Source organism: Bacillus sp. UNC438CL73TsuS30, from assembly GCF_000482325.1.
Lineage (GTDB): Bacteria > Bacillota > Bacilli > Bacillales > Cytobacillaceae > Neobacillus.
This window is the reverse complement of sequence record NZ_AXVA01000040.1, coordinates 1-16631: the sequence shown is the minus strand read 5'-3', so window position 1 is coordinate 16631 and position 16631 is coordinate 1. Positions and strand designations below refer to the sequence as shown.

13 protein-coding genes, 11 tRNA genes and 3 rRNA genes are annotated in these 16631 nt (G+C 40.0%); 23 read left to right on the top strand and 4 right to left on the bottom strand.

Translation table 11 applies throughout. The features are described 5' to 3' along the window. The 16 genes from M028_RS0113180 to M028_RS0113105 all read left to right on the top strand — a co-directional run. Positions 1-127: ribosomal RNA gene (locus tag M028_RS0113180) — 23S ribosomal RNA — on the top strand; the annotation flags it as partial. An 81-nt stretch (positions 128-208) separates the two neighbouring features. Further along, a 5S ribosomal RNA gene (gene rrf, locus M028_RS0113175) occupies positions 209-325 on the top strand. A gap of 43 nt (positions 326-368) precedes the next feature. Then, positions 369-443, top strand: a tRNA-Glu gene (locus M028_RS0113170). A 39-nt stretch (positions 444-482) separates the two neighbouring features. Beyond that, positions 483-558: transfer RNA gene (locus tag M028_RS0113165), tRNA-Val, on the top strand. A 13-nt stretch (positions 559-571) separates the two neighbouring features. Further along, positions 572-656, top strand: a tRNA-Leu gene (locus M028_RS0113160). Between the two features lie 38 nt (positions 657-694). After that, positions 695-769 (top strand) — tRNA-Gly (locus M028_RS0113155). Between the two features lie 4 nt (positions 770-773). Beyond that, positions 774-862: transfer RNA gene (locus M028_RS0113150), tRNA-Leu, on the top strand. Between the two features lie 31 nt (positions 863-893). After that, a tRNA-Arg gene (locus M028_RS0113145) sits at positions 894-970 on the top strand. Positions 971-978: 8 nt separating this feature from the next. Beyond that, positions 979-1055 (top strand) — tRNA-Pro (locus tag M028_RS0113140). 22 nt (positions 1056-1077) lie between these two features. Beyond that, a tRNA-Ala gene (locus tag M028_RS0113135) sits at positions 1078-1150 on the top strand. A gap of 255 nt (positions 1151-1405) precedes the next feature. After that, positions 1406-1479, top strand: a tRNA-Met gene (locus M028_RS0113130). A gap of 5 nt (positions 1480-1484) precedes the next feature. Continuing rightward, a tRNA-Asp gene (locus tag M028_RS0113125) sits at positions 1485-1558 on the top strand. 154 nt (positions 1559-1712) lie between these two features. Next, positions 1713-1783 (top strand) — tRNA-Gly (locus M028_RS0113120). A 167-nt stretch (positions 1784-1950) separates the two neighbouring features. Beyond that, a complete protein-coding gene (locus tag M028_RS0113115) occupies positions 1951-2745 on the top strand; it encodes a GNAT family N-acetyltransferase (protein ID WP_026574287.1) in 795 nt (264 codons plus the stop codon). A 218-nt stretch (positions 2746-2963) separates the two neighbouring features. Beyond that, entirely contained in the window at positions 2964-3845 is an 882-nt protein-coding gene (locus M028_RS0113110) for a PhzF family phenazine biosynthesis protein (RefSeq protein WP_026574286.1), read from the top strand. A gap of 215 nt (positions 3846-4060) precedes the next feature. Next, positions 4061-4774, top strand: coding sequence for a YukJ family protein (locus tag M028_RS0113105; RefSeq protein WP_026574285.1), 714 nt, complete (start codon positions 4061-4063; stop codon positions 4772-4774). Positions 4775-4836: 62 nt separating this feature from the next. Here M028_RS0113105 and M028_RS0113100 read toward each other — a convergent pair whose 3' ends face one another. Next, complete coding sequence (locus M028_RS0113100; protein ID WP_026574284.1) at positions 4837-5211, bottom strand: nucleotide excision repair endonuclease; 375 nt, start codon at positions 5209-5211, stop codon at positions 4837-4839. Positions 5212-5806: 595 nt separating this feature from the next. Between M028_RS0113100 and M028_RS0113095 the strand changes: the two genes are divergently transcribed. Both M028_RS0113095 and M028_RS29985 read left to right on the top strand, forming a co-directional pair. After that, on the top strand, positions 5807-6409 hold the full coding sequence (locus tag M028_RS0113095) for a YARHG domain-containing protein (protein ID WP_026574283.1): 603 nt from the start codon (positions 5807-5809) through the stop codon (positions 6407-6409). Next, positions 6409-7209, top strand: a complete 801-nt coding sequence (locus M028_RS29985; protein ID WP_051591039.1) for an N-acetylmuramoyl-L-alanine amidase — start codon at positions 6409-6411, stop codon at positions 7207-7209. The genes M028_RS0113095 and M028_RS29985 overlap by 1 nt, the downstream gene beginning before the upstream one ends. Before the next feature lie 70 nt (positions 7210-7279). On the opposite strand, the gene M028_RS0113085 is transcribed toward M028_RS29985, so the two are convergent. Continuing rightward, positions 7280-9385, bottom strand: coding sequence for a helix-turn-helix domain-containing protein (locus M028_RS0113085; RefSeq protein WP_026574282.1), 2106 nt, complete (start codon positions 9383-9385; stop codon positions 7280-7282). Between the two features lie 150 nt (positions 9386-9535). Between M028_RS0113085 and M028_RS0113080 the strand changes: the two genes are divergently transcribed. The 4 genes from M028_RS0113080 (at position 9536) to ftsZ (ending at position 14240) form a co-directional block, all read left to right on the top strand. Further along, positions 9536-10750, top strand: a complete 1215-nt coding sequence (locus M028_RS0113080; RefSeq protein WP_026574281.1) for an amidohydrolase — start codon at positions 9536-9538, stop codon at positions 10748-10750. A 64-nt stretch (positions 10751-10814) separates the two neighbouring features. Beyond that, the gene (locus M028_RS0113075; protein WP_026574280.1) at positions 10815-11018 is read left to right on the top strand and encodes a DUF3311 domain-containing protein; all 204 of its coding nucleotides are present in this window, start codon (positions 10815-10817) and stop codon (positions 11016-11018) included. After that, positions 11015-12496, top strand: coding sequence for a sodium:solute symporter family protein (locus M028_RS0113070; protein ID WP_026574279.1), 1482 nt, complete (start codon positions 11015-11017; stop codon positions 12494-12496). Before M028_RS0113075 ends, M028_RS0113070 begins: the two co-directional genes overlap by 4 nt. A 421-nt stretch (positions 12497-12917) precedes the next feature. Further along, positions 12918-14240, top strand: coding sequence for a cell division protein FtsZ (gene ftsZ / locus M028_RS0113060; protein ID WP_026574278.1), 1323 nt, complete (start codon positions 12918-12920; stop codon positions 14238-14240). Between the two features lie 234 nt (positions 14241-14474). Here the strand turns inward: ftsZ and M028_RS0113055 are convergent, their stop codons facing one another. Together M028_RS0113055 and M028_RS0113050 are read right to left on the bottom strand one after the other, a co-directional pair. Then, positions 14475-15344 carry a 3D domain-containing protein gene (locus tag M028_RS0113055; RefSeq protein ID WP_026574277.1) on the bottom strand — a complete coding sequence of 290 codons (870 nt, stop codon included), beginning with the start codon at positions 15342-15344 and terminating at the stop codon, positions 14475-14477. A 453-nt stretch (positions 15345-15797) separates the two neighbouring features. Next, positions 15798-16115 (bottom strand): hypothetical protein, encoded by a 318-nt coding sequence (locus tag M028_RS0113050; RefSeq protein WP_026574276.1) that lies wholly within the window; start codon positions 16113-16115, stop codon positions 15798-15800. Between the two features lie 448 nt (positions 16116-16563). Between M028_RS0113050 and M028_RS0113045 the strand changes: the two genes are divergently transcribed. Beyond that, positions 16564-16631, top strand: a 16S ribosomal RNA gene (locus M028_RS0113045); the annotation flags it as partial.

Below are 16631 nucleotides of genomic sequence, written 5' to 3'. Positions count from 1 at the left end.
CAAGATGAGATTTCCCATAGCGTCAAGCTAGTAAGATCCCTGAAAGATGATCAGGTTGATAGGTCAGAGGTGGAAGCGTGGTGACATGTGGAGCTGACTGATACTAATCGATCGAGGACTTAACCATAGTCTTAAGGTGAACTCGTTTTTACTAAAAACTTCTTCTGTATTATCTAGTTTTGAGGGAATGATACCTCAAACTTAATAGTCTGGCAATAATGGCGAGAAGGTCACACCCGTTCCCATACCGAACACGGAAGTTAAGCTTCTCAGCGCCGATGGTAGTTGGGGGCTGTCCCCCTGTGAGAGTAGGACGTTGCCAGGCTAAGCCCTTTATGGGGCTATTATTTTTGAAATTTTTTAAAAAAGGCCCCTTGGTCAAGCGGTTAAGACACCGCCCTTTCACGGCGGTAACACGGGTTCGAATCCCGTAGGGGTCACCAAAGTTATTTCGAAGCAGTGAAAATAACTGACAGTATAATGGAGGATTAGCTCAGCTGGGAGAGCATCTGCCTTACAAGCAGAGGGTCGGCGGTTCGATCCCGTCATCCTCCACCATTTAATTGGATATGCGGGTGTGGCGGAATTGGCAGACGCACCAGACTTAGGATCTGGCGCCGCAAGGCGTGGGGGTTCGACTCCCTTCACCCGCACCAAAGTTTTTTGCGGCAGCAAAATAACCAACTATTTATATGCGGAAGTAGTTCAGTGGTAGAACACCACCTTGCCAAGGTGGGGGTCGCGGGTTCGAATCCCGTCTTCCGCTCCAATTTGCCGGGGTGGCGGAACTGGCAGACGCACAGGACTTAAAATCCTGCGGTAGGTGACTACCGTACCGGTTCGATTCCGGTCCTCGGCACCAGTGTTTTGGGCATGCAAAATACTTTCATAATGCGCCCGTAGCTCAATTGGATAGAGCGTCTGACTACGGATCAGAAGGTTATGGGTTCGACTCCTTTCGGGCGCGCCATATTTTTACGGGAAGTAGCTCAGCTTGGTAGAGCACTTGGTTTGGGACCAAGGGGTCGCAGGTTCGAATCCTGTCTTCCCGACCAGTCAAAATGATATTTATACCATGGGGCCTTAGCTCAGCTGGGAGAGCGCCTGCTTTGCACGCAGGAGGTCAGCGGTTCGATCCCGCTAGGCTCCATTCCTTTTTGGGGAATTATCCACTGCGCACCGATTGAACTGCATCTTGAATAAGCATTCTGAAATCGGGGCGGTCGTTAAGCTTGGAGCATCATCTAAACTTAATATTTTCTATTATCGCGGGGTGGAGCACGTTCGAATATGCTTCATCGAATTATCCACAGCGCACCGATTGAGTAGCATCTTGAATAAGCATTCTGAGATCGGGGCGGTCGTTAAGCTTAGAGCATCATCTAAACTTAATATTTTCTATTATCGCGGGGTGGAGCAGTCTGGTAGCTCGTCGGGCTCATAACCCGAAGGTCGCAGGTTCAAATCCTGCCTCCGCAATATATGGTCCGGTAGTTCAGTTGGTTAGAATGCCTGCCTGTCACGCAGGAGGTCGCGGGTTCGAGTCCCGTCCGGACCGTACTTTTACCCCAGTAGGATATACCTGCTGTTGATATAGATTTTTTTTTGCTCAGTAGTTCAGTTGGTAGAGCACGATCGACCAGTATCCCTGGTCCCAATCCGGGACGCCGACCACCGGTATGGTTAAAAATAAAATATCATTTGCGTTATGTGCGGGTGTAGTTTAGTGGTAAAACCACAGCCTTCCAAGCTGTTGTTGTGGGTTCGATTCCCATCACCCGCTTCAATCTTGAAAGAGTTTAAATATAAAAAAATATCTTTAAAAAAGCCGTAACCTCCTGATAGGTTACGGCTTTTTAAGTTCCTGCTTACTATCTATAATAGAATTAGAAGAATTAGGAAAGAAACTGAATGGATACAGTTAAAATTAAAATTTGAAGGAGTAGAACAATGATTAGAAGACTAAATAAAAATGATCATGAGGTTTGTCTTAATTTCCTAAAGACCCGACCTGCTGAAAATTTATTTATCATTGGTGACATTGAAACATATGGTTATGAACAAGAGTTTCAAAAGCTTTGGGGAGAGTTTAACGAAAGCGGAGAATTGATTGCTGTCTTGTTAAAGTATGAGGAAAACTATATACCATTTGCGACAGCAGCTTTTAATGCCAAAGGGTTTGCTGAGATCATGTCTAAAGATCCTGTTTTTAAGATGATGTCCGGACTTAAGGAAATCACGGAACAATTGGAGCCTTACTTGCCTCAACCATATAAAAGGAAAAGACAAACCTATTATGCTAAGTGTACCAAATTGAATATTGATCCGACGAATATTGATTTTGCAAATGTTCAACAAGCAACTTCCAAGGATGCAGGGGAGCTTGTTATCTTATTAACCTCTATTCCAGAGTTTTGCCATACAACTATCACAGTGGAAAGAAAAATTCGTGAATTGAAAGACGGCAGTTCCCGGTCTTTTTTTCTAAAGAACGATGGAAAAATGGTCTCCACTGCCTCAACAGCTGCAGAAAATTCATTGTCTGCAATGGTTGTGGGGGTAGCTACGTTAGAAGGCTATAAGAAAAAAGGACATGCAACCAAGTGTATGCTTAGGCTATGCAGCCAACTTTTAAGCGAGGGGAAAGAACTTTGTTTGTTCTACGATAATCCTGAAGCAGGAGCGATTTATAAGCGAATTGGCTTTGAGGATATTGGGTTTTGGATGATGTATACCTATCGATAAAGATTGAGGTGTTCTATGAGGACGGGAACCATTTATAAAAGCCCGGAAGGAAAAAGAAGACTTTCTCAGCACTATGAAAATTATCTTCAATCATTAAAGTTTTAGGTTGAAAGAATCTATATCAATACAAGCTTCGGGAAAACTCATATGCTAGTAAAAATAACGCGGAGATTAATGAGTTTCTAAGTATGCACTACTAATGAGGGAGAGAAGCGAAATTGAAGAAAATTAATTATTCAATTGTCGATGTTTTTTCACAAGGGAAATATACAGGAAATCAGCTTGCTGTTTTTAAGAATGCTGGAAATTTATCGGGTGAGGAGATGCAGCAAATCGCCAAGGAAGTGAATTATTCTGAAACGACTTTTATTTTATCTAATGTGAAAAATAACGGGGGATATGATGTTCGGATTTTTACGCCGAATGAAGAAGTTCCTTTCGCTGGCCACCCGACATTGGGTACGGCGTATATTATTCAAAATGAAATTCTAGCAGAACCAGCGGACAAACTTATGTTAAATTTTAAAGCTGGTCAGATCCCCGTTTCCTTCGACCATCAAGAAGAAGTGATTTGGATGAAGCAAAATGAACCATCTTTCGGTCAAGTTTTAGAAGCTGATAAAGTTGCTGAAGTGTTAAACATTGATCAAGAATACATAGATGTAAAATATCCTATCCAGGAGGTTTCCACGGGTCTTCCAGTGATTATTGTCCCTTTAACCTCTTTAGAAGCTGTTAAAAAAGTAAAGATTAACAAAGAAAAATACTTTGAGCTAATTGAATATACGGATGCAAAAGCAATCCTGGTTTTTTCTCCTGAAGCCTATCATCCAGACAATGATTTAAATGTTCGGGATTTTGGAGATTATTATGGGATTCCTGAGGATGCGGCTACGGGAAGCTCGAACGGCTGCTTAGCCGGGTACTTAATAAAGTACCGACTTTTTGAAAAAAATGAAATTGATCTTCGTGTCGAACAAGGTTATGAAATGAACAGGGCTTCTTTATTGTTTTTAAAAGCAAGTGATGCTGATGGGGAAATTAGTGTTTTTGTAGGAGGCAGGGTAGAAAAACTCGCGCAGGGTGAATGGTTTCTGTAATCGACTTTTGATGATCAACTGTATCAAGAGTGGAAAAAACTTTTTCCACTCTGTATCTCAAAATGAATGGACTGCCGAAATAGACGTGGAATGCTCAACTAATCTAAAAGTATGAACTCTGTAATAGAAAAATAAGGAAATAGAACGTGGTGATGAAAAAGGGTATGGCCTAAAATAGAATCAAGTAATTAAATTTACTAGAGGAGGATCTGCCAATGCCTTTACAAAATTATACCGTTTTAAAAGGAAAAGTTGTAAACACTGCCATCGGTCGCTCCGGAAACCCTCATTTTGAAATTCATCTTAAAGATGACCAAGAGACGAATTATCGAATCGCGGTTAACATTCAATCAGGAACGCGCCCCTCGGAAGTTCTTTACTATGTCAGCGAGAATTTCAACTCCGAACAAATCACAAAATTGCCATCACTTCCTTCTGGATTTATTCCCATCACGAACAACAATCAGGAAATTGCCCTCGACTATATTCGCGGGGGATTATTCGATCCCAAGGATATGGTTGCCCTTCCGCCTTTTAAACCCGGTCTCAATAATGATTTAAAAGAAAAAGTAGAGTACTACATCAAGGAAGCCATGGGTAAAAATGCAACCCTTTATGCTTACGGTGAGAGATGGGGACCGGAAGAGGATGTTCCGGATCAATATTTTCACTTTTTACCTGGTAACGGGATCCATGATATTCATATGAATCAGGGGAATGTGGGTAGATGGAAAAATGATGATGGAATCAGGCAAGACGGTGGGATCCTTATTCATTTTACCGAAGAGAATCGATGGGCAGGGATTTTTTTAGCCTTCCAATCCCAATCCTGGTGTACAGATGATAGCGGACATGCAATTAAATCTGTAAAAGAATGCAATCATTTAAACGCTGGAAACGTAAATAACAATCGACAATCTTCGTACTAATCTACAGAATGTGAAAATCACCTTGCACTTATGGTGCAAGGTGATTTTATGTTTGACGGAATTTATTTATAAAACACTTTGTCAATATTGTATTTTGCATGCTGCTTGTTGATGATGTAGGTTTCGTAAATTTCTCTTTCCGTTGGATCTTCGACGATGCAAACCACAATTTTATATACTTCATCACGGTGCATTTTAATAGGGGAAACGGTATCCTCAAAATGTTTCTTTACTCTTGGACGCAATTTCCGTGCTTTGCCGACATATAACAGTTCATCCTCTGCGTTAAAAAGTAGGATGATTCCGCCTTTATCACGAGGAATTCGATGATAATCTGTAAAACCATATTCACTGCTAATAACCGCTTCTACTTTTTCACCTAACTGTCTTTGTTTCGTTATGACAACATCAGGATTTGGTATTTCAATCTTTATCATAATCTTCACTTCCTATTCTGAGGTAAAACGTAATTTTAGCTCTCTTCAAAATACATTAGGTAGCAGTTTTTTTCAAGTTTTAGGGGTTGTTGCCGAGATTAACTGCTCCTATTGTCGAATATCAACAAATTTTTGAGGGATATCAACACTTTTTCGAGGATATCGACACAAAAATAGATTATAACGACCACCAGAAGTTCCATCCATTCTATAAGGCCCAGTCAATATGCCATTTTATTATGCCCATAATAAGGAAATTATTATCAGATTTTAATGAGGAACCCTTTCTGCGAATTTTGACACTGTTTTTACTGATGTGAGGGGGAAATCCTAATTTACCAATCGGTTTCCGGAGAAGAAGGCGTCTGAACGTGTCGATTTGTGTGGTAAACTGGTAGAAAGATGGCTGGTATTTACAATTGGGAGGAATTCAAGATGGAGGAAGAACAGTTACTTTGGCTTTAAGTTGGTTCAAATGTCACATCAATTTAATCTGTTTGCAAAAATTGAATCCTCTTTTTGTTCTATAATAACTATGATTATAGATTTTTTTATGTCCTTCTAGGAATAATTAATAGATGGGGGAAATGATTTCATGAATTCTTGCAGTAATTGTGGTAAAAAAGTTAATAAATCTAGTGAATTCTGTCCGAACTGCGGTTCGAGAATCACAAAAGATCATAAGAATATATCCCCAGCCCCTAATTCTCGTGTGGAAAAAAAGAAGCATAGTTCGAAAAATAAGAAAATAGTGGCCGTTGGATCCATTGTTGGGATGCTGGCTGTTGTAAGTGTCACTCCGTTCGTCGTTAAAGGCTTTCAAAAGCCAGTAACAAAAACAAGTGTTACAGCAACTAAAAAGATTGATCCATCAACAGAGAAAGCGGCAGAAAATAAAAATGAATCTAGTAACCTTTCGCCAGAAAGTTCAAAGCCCTCTTCTTCCGATTATATTATACCTACTAGTAATAAAAGGTTGCTGAGCTTAGACGACATAGATATTTTACCAAAATGGCAGCTTCGATTAGCCAGAAATGAAATCTACGCTCGTCATGGCTACGTGTTTAAATCAAAGGATTTGCAAAACTATTTTTCAGGTAAATCGTGGTATCATGCTAATGATTCCTTTGATGGCTCATTAAATGATGTAGAAAGACAAAATGTAACCACGATCAAGGCAAGAGAGGATAGTTTATAGTGAGCCGTTTTTTTAAAAAATATGGTTCAATCTTTTTCATCCTTGTGGTGGTTTTGATCACATTTGTTTGTTTTCGAGCGGTTGAAAAAACAGAACCTCCAGTGAGGGTTGAAAAAAAGGAAAAGACAGCACCACCCATTACAGCGAAGCCAAAAAGGAACCCGCTTGTCATCTGCATTGACCCTGGTCACCAGCAAAAAGCTGATTTATCGACTGAAAAAATCGGTCCGGGGTCTAACCAGGAAAAGCCAAAAGTAACGGGAGGAACTAGGGGGATCACAACCGGTACACCTGAATATAAGCTGACATTAAAGGCTTCTAGAATTTTAGGTGCAATCTTAAAAGAAAAAGGTTTCAAAGTGGTGTATACACGAACCTCAGACGATGTGAATGTAAGTAATAAAGTAAGGGCTGAAATGGCCAATGTGAATAAGGCGGACTTGTTTATTCGCCTTCATGCGGACGGGTCCACCGATCGGAGTGTCAGAGGCTTTTCGATTCTAACCCCTTCAAGCAAGAATCCTTATACGAAAACCATCTATAAGGATAGTTTAAAGGCTTCCCAATTGATTGTGGATGAGGTAAAGGAAAATCAGGATGTCAAAGTAAATGGTATCTCTTTTCGCGACGATTTGTCCGGCACAAATTGGTCTCAAGTCCCAGCGGTCTTAATCGAAATGGGATTCATGACCAACCCAATCGAGGATAAGAATCTTTCGAATGAAACTTATCTCACCTATTTAATGAAAGATGTTGCTCGTGGAATTGTAGATTTCAGGGAGTCAGTGCGTCGTTCATGACAGTGCCTGGCACCTGAATATTAGGGAACGGTAAAGGTTGCAGGGAGAAGTGTTATGAGCACTTCTCCTTTTATGCTTGTACGAAGCTCCTCAAGTGGCAGGCTAATTGAATTTTTAGGTTATCTTCTGGATGATTAAAATCAACATTTAATAGTTCTTCGATTCTTTTTAACCGCTTGTAAAGCGTATTAATATGAATATGAAGCTTTTTAGCTGTTTCGACAGCTGACTTGTTTAATTGAATATAGGTAAGGAGTGTATGTTCTAGTTCGTGATGGTTCTTTTCTAACAATAGCGGCGCTAATGTTTCCTCTAAAAAACGTTCGATTTCCTGAGGCTGCTGATGGATAAATAGGCGGTTTACCCCAATGTTTTCGTAATGAATCATCTTCTGTTCGCTCCGATTGGCTAAATAGGCGAGTGCTTTTTCTGCTTCCTCATAGCTCTTTGAAATATTTTCAATTCCTTTATAGGTTGAACCAATGCCACCCGATACTTCTAAGCCATCCTTATTTCCCCAAATCCTGATTAAATTTGCGAGTCTCTCGGTCATATTTGCTTGAGCTGCTGGATGATCCGAGGAGATGAGAAGATTGACCTTATTATGAAAACCATAGATGATCAAATGAAGCTCTGGAAGGGCTTTTTTTATAAATGAAACTAAGCGGTGAATATTTGCTTCTAAAAGTTGCAGGTCAGGATATGTTTTTATTTCAAATAAGGCAACACATAGATAGGAGGATGGAATGAGTCCAAGATCTTTTGCATGTTCATAGAGCGAGTCGGTATTTGTATTTTTTATGATTGCAGTAAAATATTCATGGGTTTTCTTGTAGTAAATATCTGTCAACGTATGTTTTTTTACTAATTCTAATGAAAGAATCGCACCTCCTTGTTCAATTGTTACGATATCCATTTTGCTCAGCGGATTAGTTGCTGCCACAATTAGGCACCCTAAAAAAGCAGTTCCATTATGAATCGGATAAAGATAATAAGAACCATTTTCCGTGGCATGAACTTCGATATTATGAGGGCCATGATTCGGAAGAATTATTTTTCTAATTTCTTCATAATGAAAGAGGTGTCGCTGGCTTTGATGACTGCAAAAAAATTCATCTTCTGTGCAATCGAAAAAGGAAATGGGCGTTTCGATCATTTTGCTTAATTCTGAAATAATTGTTTTAACGCCTTTATTTTCCAATGAAATGCGCGTTAATGTTTCGTGAACTTGATTGCGTTTGTTTAACAATGCATTTTTTTCTGTCAACTGTTCGCTTAGTTCAGTCAGCACAGCAATATTCTTCCTTATTTCAGAAAAAAGTGCTGCATTTTGGATCGCAATAGCAGCCTGGTCAGCAAACCCTTGTAATAAATCGATATCCCGGTTGGTTAAGCCTCCTTCAGTGAAAAATTGGTGCACCATCATGACGCCAATTCGCTTTTCTCCAACGGAAACTGCTACACAAATTCCTCCTTTAAGAAAATGCTGATCAGAAGAAGCCATAATATGATGATAATTTTCCTCCGTAATCTTTTCTTCGCTCATCGAAGCCAAGATTTCCATTCGAGAATGATAAATTCTCGTCTTTCCATCTAGATAGGTCATTCCAGTTATCGACTCACCACTTTTGGGTTGGAAGTGGTAAATGTGTTCATTGAAACCAACAGCGGCCCTAATAACTAGTCGTTCCTGCTCCTCGTCAAATAACTGTAAATACCCTGCATCTGATGCGGGGATCACCTTGATGGCATTTCGAACGATCTTTGTTAACACCTCGTCCGTATTAATGGATGAATTGATTGACCTCGTTGTTTCCATCACCATTTTCCATTCTCGATCCCGCTTTTGAATCAACTCCTGGCTGTATAGAGGATAAAAGTAATAGTGAAGCTGTTCGAGTGTTTCAACAGGCAGTTGTGCATTTTCTTTAAACATGCAAAGAGAGATATGAAACTCTTCCGGATATAAAAAATGGAGGAAGGTCCTCCCGTTTTGCCTGTTGACCGAATAGGTCTTACGTGGTTTGGAAAGGGAAAAAGATGGCGGTGAAAGAGGAATCTCGCCGCCGTTACTATAAATATGTTTTTGATCATGCTGTTGACCTGCCCAAATTTGAAAAGGGGTTTCTTTTATTACATGATCTAAAAAGGATAGAGCTGGCTTTATCAATTCCATAGGAACCTCCTGGTGTAAATACCTACATAATATTGAGGATAATCGGTAAATACCTACATTGAAAACGCTTTAAAATCATTTTATACTTTTTATAAGATTTTGAAAAGTGTGAAGAATTTGGTGTGTAGACTACTAAAAGGGGGCTTACTTATGCAAGAACAGCTTTTTGACAAACTGGAAAAACTTTATGCAGAAATGGTCGATATTCGAAGGGATCTTCATATGAATCCCGAGCTGTCGTTCCAAGAGGTGAATACACCGAAGAAGGTGGCAGCTTTTTTAACTGACTTAGGTTTGGAAGTGAAAACTGGAGTGGGTGGAAGAGGTGTTACGGGATTGCTCCGAGGTGGTAAACCAGGGAAAACCGTCGCATTGCGGGCTGATTTTGATGCCTTGCCGATTCAAGACGAAAAAGATGTTGAATACAAATCCAAGGTCCCTGGTGTGATGCATGCTTGTGGTCATGACCTCCATACGGCCACATTACTGGGTGTTGCCAAGGTGTTAAGTGAAGTGAAGGACGAATTGGAAGGAAATATTGTGTTCATTCATCAGTTTGCTGAGGAAGTGATCCCTGGCGGAGCAAAATCAATGGTTGAGGCCGGTTGTTTAGAGGGAGTAGATGTGATTTTTGGAGCGCATGTTTCTTCCATGCATCCTTATGGACTCATTGGCATTAAAGAAGGCTACATCTGTGCTTGTGGGGATACATTTGAAATTGAGATTCAAGGCAGAGGCGGTCATGGCGCGACACCTCATTTAACGGTTGACCCCATTACGACCGGAAGCCAGCTTGTCATGAATTTGCAGCAAATTGTCAGCAGGAGGGTCGATCCTGTGAAAACAGCCGTTGTTACAGTTGGCGCATTTAATAGCGGAAGTGGCTTTAATGTGATCCCAGATAAGGCGACCATCATCGGAACCGTTCGGACGTTTGATGAAGAGGTAAGGGATTTGATTGAGGAACAAATGGAACAAGTTGTCGAGTCCACCTGCAAAGGAGCGGGTGCAGTTGCAAAATTTACATACACTCGAGGCTACCCTGCTGTCTGGAACCACCCAGAGGAAACGAAAAGAATGGAGAAATTGGCTACCTCACTGTTTGGGGAAAGCAATGTCCACCATATGGAAGCGATGATGGGAATGGAAGACTTTGCTTATTATGTGAAAAAGGTGCCTGGAACTTTCGTGTGGGTCGGCGGCGCAAACCCTGAAATCAATGCTACCTACCCGCATCACCATCCAAAGTTTGATGTGGATGAGCGGGCCATGTTGGATATTGGAAAACTATTTATCGGTGCTGTTATGGATTATCTCTCAGAACATTCAGCCGCACAATCTGGCCTCATCATGCAAGAAAGCTAGGGTGATTTATTAGCGACTCTACTAGGTTTAAGGAGTGTCAACTTTTAATAAAGGGGGAAAACGAATGAAACCTGTGATTGCGTTACTTTCCTTACTTCCGTTTCTAGGTATGCTAGGATGTCTGCCATTTGTTAACAAAGTAGAACCATATATTTTAGGATTACCATTTATTTTTTTCTGGGTGATTGTCTGGGTTATTTTAACATCAGTCCTATTAGTAATTGTATATAAACTTGATCCTGCGAACAAGGAAGGTGATATAGGATGAATTCAGCCCTTTTCGTAATCTTTGGATTTTTAGTCTTTGCGCTTTATTTAGGAATCAAAGCGAGAAAAGGAAAAGATATGAACCTTGAGCAGTGGGCAGTAGGTGGACGAGGTTTTGGTGCAATCTTTGTCTTTCTTTTAATGGCGGGTGAATCCTTTACGACTTTTACATTCCTTGGTGCAAGTTCTTGGGCATATGGAAAGGGTGGACCTGCTCTCTATATTCTCGCCTATTTAAGTCTTATCTATGTCTTAATCTACTGGGTATTTCCGACTGTTTGGAAGTATGCAAAGGACCACAATGCCGTTTCACAATCTGACTTTTTTGTAAGCAAGTATAAAAGTAAGTATCTTGGGGTCCTTGTAACCTTTATCGGTGTGATCTCCATGATTCCGTATATTGTTCTCCAATTAAAAGGGCTTGGAATTATTGTTTCAGAAGCTTCCTATGGAACCATTTCTCCAACAGTTGCGATTTGGATTGCAGCCATTTCTGTGACCATTTATGTGATGATTTCTGGTATTCACGGCTCGGCTTGGACCGCGATTGTTAAGGATATTATGATTTTTGGAATCGTTGCTTTTATCGGATTATATATTCCTTTTCACTATTATGGAGGAATCCAGCCAATGTTTGAGAAAATTAATGCGGCCAATCCGGGATTTTTAACGATACCTGATAAAGGATTAAGCATGTCTTGGTTGATTTCTACCGTTCTTATGAATGTATTGGGGGCGGTCATGTGGCCGCATATATTCGTTTCAGCGTTTTCGGCCAAGAGTGCAAAAGCAATTCGAAAGAACGCTATATTTACACCACTTTATGTTGTGATGTTGCTTTTCGTATTCTTTGTCGGTTTTGCCGCAATCGGTCAAGTTCCTGGTTTAGAGGGAACCGCATCCGATCTTGCTCTGCTCCGGATTTCGATTCAAACCTTTGATCCATGGTTTGTCGGTGTAATCGGGGCAGCGGGTTTATTAACAGCATTAGTTCCCGGATCGATGATGTTAATGACTTCCTCTAGTGCATTAGCAAAAAATGTGTATAAAGTGATGGTTCCATCCGCTTCTGATAAGCAAGTATCCACTCTTTCCAAAGCGTTCGTTCCTGTAATCGCCCTTATTTCAGTCTATTTTACGCTGAATGGCGGAGATGGAATTGTTACTTTACTTTTAATGGCCTATAGTTTTGTTACCCAATTATTTCCGGCGCTGCTCGCTTGTTTAATGAAGAATAACTTTGTTACGAAACAAGGTGCGGCTGTTGGGATGATTGTAGGTGTGTTGGTAGTAGGATATGTCACACTTACCAAGGCATCTATTGGCACATTGTTCCCGTTTTTGCCTCAAGCAGTGCAAGAATTAAACACGGGGATTATCGCTCTCATTATAAATGTTTCTACTATGATCATTGTAAGTCTTGTTACAAGAGGCAAAGTCGTTCAATCAACTGTAAAAGAAGAAGTTCAATCTGTTTAATCTTGAATAAACCAGTCTGTATGAAAAATTACTCATCGGTACGAAATTTAGCTTAGTGAATCGGTGCGACGCTCAATGATAAGGCAGGAGGTGAAAAAAACACCTTCTGCTTTTTCATTTCTCAATCTATTTCTCTCTGAGAAAAAATGATGGTAGGTAAATCCTATTAATCGGAAGTGTGCATTTTTCCCCATCTTTTTCCCCTTTTGAATAGGTTTATCTTAACTAGACAATAAAATTCAGGTTAAGTAGACTTAAAACTACATCATGTTTAATGGCAAAAGAGTCATTCTAGAAACTTTACCTGGACCTCCTAATCTACTAAACACTAAAAAGAGACGGAAAATTCAAATTAGATAAAGGGTTACTATGCAACACTAGTTAGAAAATTCAAATGAAGCTGGATAAAGGAGGAATCATCATGTTAGAATTTGATGCCGATTTCGACCAATTCGCTACGATCAAAGTCATTGGTGTTGGCGGCGGGGGAAACAACGCCGTGAACCGAATGATCGAGGCTGGAGTGGAGGGTGTAGAATTTATTGCTGTTAATACCGATGCACAGGCTCTTAATCAATCAAAAGCCGAGATCACCATGCAAATCGGCGGAGCCTTAACAAGAGGTTTAGGAGCTGGTGCAAATCCGGAAATAGGAAGAAAGGCTGCCGAAGAAAGCAAACAGCAGCTTGAAGAGGTTTTAGCGGGCGCAGACATGGTTTTCGTCACAGCTGGAATGGGCGGCGGAACCGGTACAGGGGCAGCCCCTGCCATTGCGAAAATTGCCCGTAAGCTTGGCGCCCTGACCATTGGGGTTGTTACCCGTCCGTTTAAATTTGAAGGTCTAAAACGTGCAAAAAACGCGGAGGTCGGAATTAACGCCATCAGGGAAGCGGTGGACACCCTTATCATTATACCTAATGACCGCCTATTAGAGATTGTAGATAAAAAGACCCCCATGGTGGAAGCTTTCCGTGAAGCGGATAATGTCCTGAGACAGGGGGTTCAAGGGATTTCTGATTTAATTGCGGTGCCAGGTTTAATCAACCTTGACTTTGCAGACGTGAAAACAGTCATGTCTCATAAAGGAACCGCGCTAATGGGAATCGGTATTGCCACTGGGAGTAATCGTGCGGCTGAAGCTGCTCGGAAAGCATTAAACAGTCCGCTACTGGAAACCTCCATAAATGGAGCGCAAGGTGTGATCATGAATATAACGGGCGGCAATAATTTAAGTCTTTTTGAAGTACAGGAAGCAGCCGATATCGTTGCAGAAGCCTCCCATGCAGAATTAAATATGATTTTTGGGTCCGTTATTAACGATAACTTACATGATGAAATTATTGTAACGGTCATTGCTACTGGATTCAATGAGGAAGAGGAAACCGTTGTAGAAACGCCTTCCCAGCCTTCTATGGAAGAAATACCTGATACATATCAAAGGGAAAATCGGTTACCGCGCAGGCCGCGTGAGCCGAGATACCGAAGTGAACCCGTTCAAGATTATGATCAATACTCTGAACCTTCGAGGGGAGAGTATGACCGATCCCCAGAACCTTCGAGGAGGGAGTATGATCGATACCCTGAACCTTCGAGGAGAGAGTATGACCGTTACCCTGAGCCTCCGAAGGAAAATCATGATCGGTACTCCGAACCGCCAAAAGTAAATTATGACCGATACAACGAACAGGCAAAAGACCCTCTGGATATTCCGTCGTTTCTGCGTAATCGAAGGAGACGAACATAATCTAATTTTAGGAAGCCGCAGGATCAAGCTCCAAATCAATGAATAAAAAAAACGCTCATATGAGCGTTTTTTTTTGTACTTCCAACATGGAGGTTATTTGATGGCATCCGGATGGAGGAATCTTTGCTAGATAATTTTAGGTAAATAAAAAAACACTGCAACCCTTGGTACATAAAAGAGTTGCAGTGTTTTGCATAATATTGGGTATAATATAGATAAGTTGTTTAATATGTTTTAGTTTAATATGGTTACCTTTAGGTGTTTTACCCCAAAATTGATTGCATCGTGTTCAGAAGGAATAAAGACATCAATTCGATTTCCTTTAATCGCTCCGCCAGTATCTCCGGCGATCGCTTCCCCATAGCCTTCTACATACACTTTACTGCCTAGCGGGATAACCGATGGGTCAACGGCGATGACCTTTTGATTTGGATTTGCTTTAATGTTCATTCCAGTTGCCGTAATGCCGGAACATCCCTCACATGAGGCTGTATAAGCTGTAGCTTTCACTGTAATTTCTTTAGAACTTGAATCACTTTTTGATTCAGCTTGTACCGCAGGTGTGCTTTCTTTTGGTTCAGGTGCAGCTTTTACTGCAGGTGCGCTTTCCTTTGGTGCTGGTGCTACTTTTACTGCAGGTACACTTTCCTTTTGTGTTGATTCAGTTTTAAATACAGGTGCATTTTCCTTAGATTCTTGTAAAGCAAGATCCATTGTTTTTCCGCTTACAGCAGTATTATTAGTATTTATGCCATCAAAGATTAATAGGTTTAATCCAGGATGGATGAGATCGGTATTTAAATGGTTCCATTCTTTAATTAACGAAACCGATGTATGATGTCCCATGGCGATGTCCCATAATGTGTCATCTTGTTTAACTATATAATGTTTCTCTGGTGCAATGGCTAGTTTATCGCCAGGATAAATAAGATCGGTAGTAAGATGGTTTAACATTTGAATATTTTCTACAGATGTATTATGTACGCGGGATAGGTCCCAAAGGGTATCCCCTTTTTGTACAGTAATTGTTGCAGCTGACACATTAGCACTTACAGTTACTGAGAGTACAGCAACTGCTATCATTGATATAATTTTTTTAAGCATTCTTTTACCCTCCGTGTTCTTTGGTTGCTAAGTTTTCATAATCGTAACATGAAATTTTCTGAAACAAAGAACAGAGAGATGTTAATTTGTTTACCAACGTGGCATTTATATTGCGATAATATGTCGAAAATAGTTGAATAATCTGAAAGTGGTGGTTTTTGAAGGCTCTTCAAAAAGCCCAATTGAGGAAATAGGAATGATAAAGATAAATTTATTGAGAATTTGGAACGAAGAGTGATAAATGGGCAAAAAAATAAAAGGTATTCTTCTATTTGTTTACTAGAAAAATATCCTTTCATCTATTTAACCACTCTCTCAGAGATAATCTCATGATCAAAAGTATAACAAATAATAAATTCCTTCAAACGAATTTCCCTTTCTATCATTAAGTTTGAGTAATAGGTTATTGATCAATGACACATCCAGGTATGTTTCAGGGGGCATCTGGTAAAATTATTTCTTTTCGACTTTTACGATGCCCTTTCCCAAATTATCCTTTTCAAAATAACATATTACCTCATCATAAACTTTTATCTTTTCACCCGAAACGATGTTATTAGAAGAAAAACGAATCCCTGTCCCATTATCGCCTTTTCCGTAGTAGTTATTCCCTTTAATATTGGTAATCTTGTATTCCTTTGTAATGTACTGAGAGGAACCGTTACCCTTAGAAATTGAATTGTTAACAGGATCGGCTGTGTGAACTTTAACGAATAGTAATGCTACTAAAATGGATGAGAGCACTACAAGAATGGTAGCTTTTTTAAACATGGTATCTTACCTCCATTATGTATTTTAAGATAGGAAAGTGGAAAGTAAATCCTACTTTTTTCCTTTGGTCCTTATACCTACATCAAGACTCAATCCTATTATCCATCATAGCAGTTTCTTAAGAATGGGGATAAGTTATTTTTAAACTGTTGACATAAGTGAATTAATCTAGTAATATTACTTCTTGTCACTAACAGAAAATATTAAACTTCAAAAAAATAGTTGAATTAATTAAATGTTTCTGTTATCATAGTTTATGTCGCTTTTTTAAGAAACTTTTCTTAAAAAAGTAATTGACGCTTTATGAGTGAGATGGTACACTATAAACCTTCTCGGAAAAATGCTCTTTGAAAACTAAACAAACAAAAACGTCAACAAACAATAATAATCGTGTTTCTTCTATTATATAGAGAACACGAGCCAACGTAACAAATGAGCTATATCAACTTTCTTGGAGAGTTTGATCCTGGCTCAGGACGAACGCTGGCGGCGTGCCTAATACATGCAAGTCGAGCG

Excerpts from the sequence above, each read along its gene's own strand:
- M028_RS0113050 (WP_026574276.1), bottom strand. The coding sequence starts at position 16,115 with ATGTTTAAAAAAGCTACCATTCTTGTAGTGCTCTCATCCATTTTAGTA.
- M028_RS0113055 (WP_026574277.1), bottom strand. The coding sequence starts at position 15,344 with ATGCTTAAAAAAATTATATCAATGATAGCAGTTGCTGTACTCTCAGTA.
- M028_RS0113085 (WP_026574282.1), bottom strand. The coding sequence starts at position 9,385 with ATGGAATTGATAAAGCCAGCTCTATCCTTTTTAGATCATGTAATAAAA.
- ftsZ (WP_026574278.1), top strand. The coding sequence starts at position 12,918 with ATGTTAGAATTTGATGCCGATTTCGACCAATTCGCTACGATCAAAGTC.
- M028_RS0113105 (WP_026574285.1), top strand. The coding sequence starts at position 4,061 with ATGCCTTTACAAAATTATACCGTTTTAAAAGGAAAAGTTGTAAACACT.
- M028_RS0113080 (WP_026574281.1), top strand. The coding sequence starts at position 9,536 with ATGCAAGAACAGCTTTTTGACAAACTGGAAAAACTTTATGCAGAAATG.
- M028_RS0113115 (WP_026574287.1), top strand. The coding sequence starts at position 1,951 with ATGATTAGAAGACTAAATAAAAATGATCATGAGGTTTGTCTTAATTTC.
- M028_RS0113095 (WP_026574283.1), top strand. The coding sequence starts at position 5,807 with ATGAATTCTTGCAGTAATTGTGGTAAAAAAGTTAATAAATCTAGTGAA.
- M028_RS0113075 (WP_026574280.1), top strand. The coding sequence starts at position 10,815 with ATGAAACCTGTGATTGCGTTACTTTCCTTACTTCCGTTTCTAGGTATG.
- M028_RS0113070 (WP_026574279.1), top strand. The coding sequence starts at position 11,015 with ATGAATTCAGCCCTTTTCGTAATCTTTGGATTTTTAGTCTTTGCGCTT.
- M028_RS0113100 (WP_026574284.1), bottom strand. The coding sequence starts at position 5,211 with ATGATAAAGATTGAAATACCAAATCCTGATGTTGTCATAACGAAACAA.